Origin of the sequence: Mycobacterium sp. 1245805.9 (assembly GCF_001672915.1) — a bacterium.
Classification (GTDB): Bacteria; Actinomycetota; Actinomycetes; order Mycobacteriales; family Mycobacteriaceae; genus Mycobacterium.
Window position 1 is genome coordinate 1 of sequence record NZ_LZKR01000178.1, and the last position, 1,019, is coordinate 1,019.

The window sequence follows — 1,019 nt, forward strand, 5'->3', positions numbered from 1 at the left end:
GCAGCGAGGCCAGGATCACCAGCACCGCCAGCGGCAGCACCTCGCGCAGCCGGCTGCCCATCGCGGACAGCGCCAGCCCGACGACCGCCGACACCACCGCCGTCACCGCCACGCTCAGATAAAGCTCGGCGGTGGGCCCGCCGGAGAAGCCCAACAGCACGGGGCCGTGCACCGGCCCGCCCTTCACGACGATGACGATCGCGAAGAAGACGGCCGTCAGGATGAGCGCGGCCAGCCCGAAGACGATGACCTTGGCGCCAAAGTAGGCCAGGGTCGAAAGCCCGACTGCCTGCTCGCGGCGGAGGGGGCGGCGCTCTTCGACCAGCGTGCGGATGGTCAGTGCGGTGCCCACGATCACCGCGGCGACGTTGAGCGCGGCCAGGATTTCGATGGCCTCGTGGGGGTTGGAGCTGCTCGGGTTGGGCCGTTCCAGCCCGGAGTCGCCGGGGATCAACAAGGTCAGCGCCGCCAACACGAAGGGCAGGATCGCCAGGAACAGGAAGTAGAGGTGGTCGGCGAAGAGCAGGCGGAGCTGGCGACGGACGAGCAGCCGGAGTTGCCGCTTCGCGGCGAGCTTTTCGGGCAGCGGCCACGGCGCGGCGACCTCCGACGGCGTGGGCGGGGTCAGCGCCGGTTGCCGCGCCCGAAACTCGCGGTGCGCGCGGTCGGGATCGGCGCCGACCTGCTCGACGATGCTGCCCCAGTCGGGGGTGCCCATCGCGGACTCGACCTGTAGCGGCGTCCCGAGGAAGGCCGTCGCGCCCCGCGCGGTCAGGACCAACACCTGGTCGCAGAGGTTGAGGTTGCTCAGCGACGAGTGCGACGGCATCGTGACCACCACGACACAGCCGATGTCGGCCTGCCGGCGCAGGATCTCCATCACGCGGTCCTGCTGCGCAGCATCCAGCCCGGCGCCCGGGTCATCGACGACGAGCAGTGTCGGCCGGGTGACCAGCTCGACCGCCAGCGACACACTCCGGCGTACCTCGGGTGGCAGCTTGCTGATCCTCGTCGCGCGG

Annotated in this window: 1 protein-coding gene; it reads right to left on the bottom strand. The window is 71.0% G+C overall.

What is annotated here, in order from left to right:
- The coding region (locus A9X00_RS24155) for an ABC transporter permease (protein WP_156772267.1) at positions 1–1,019 on the bottom strand (1,019 nt) is incomplete at both ends.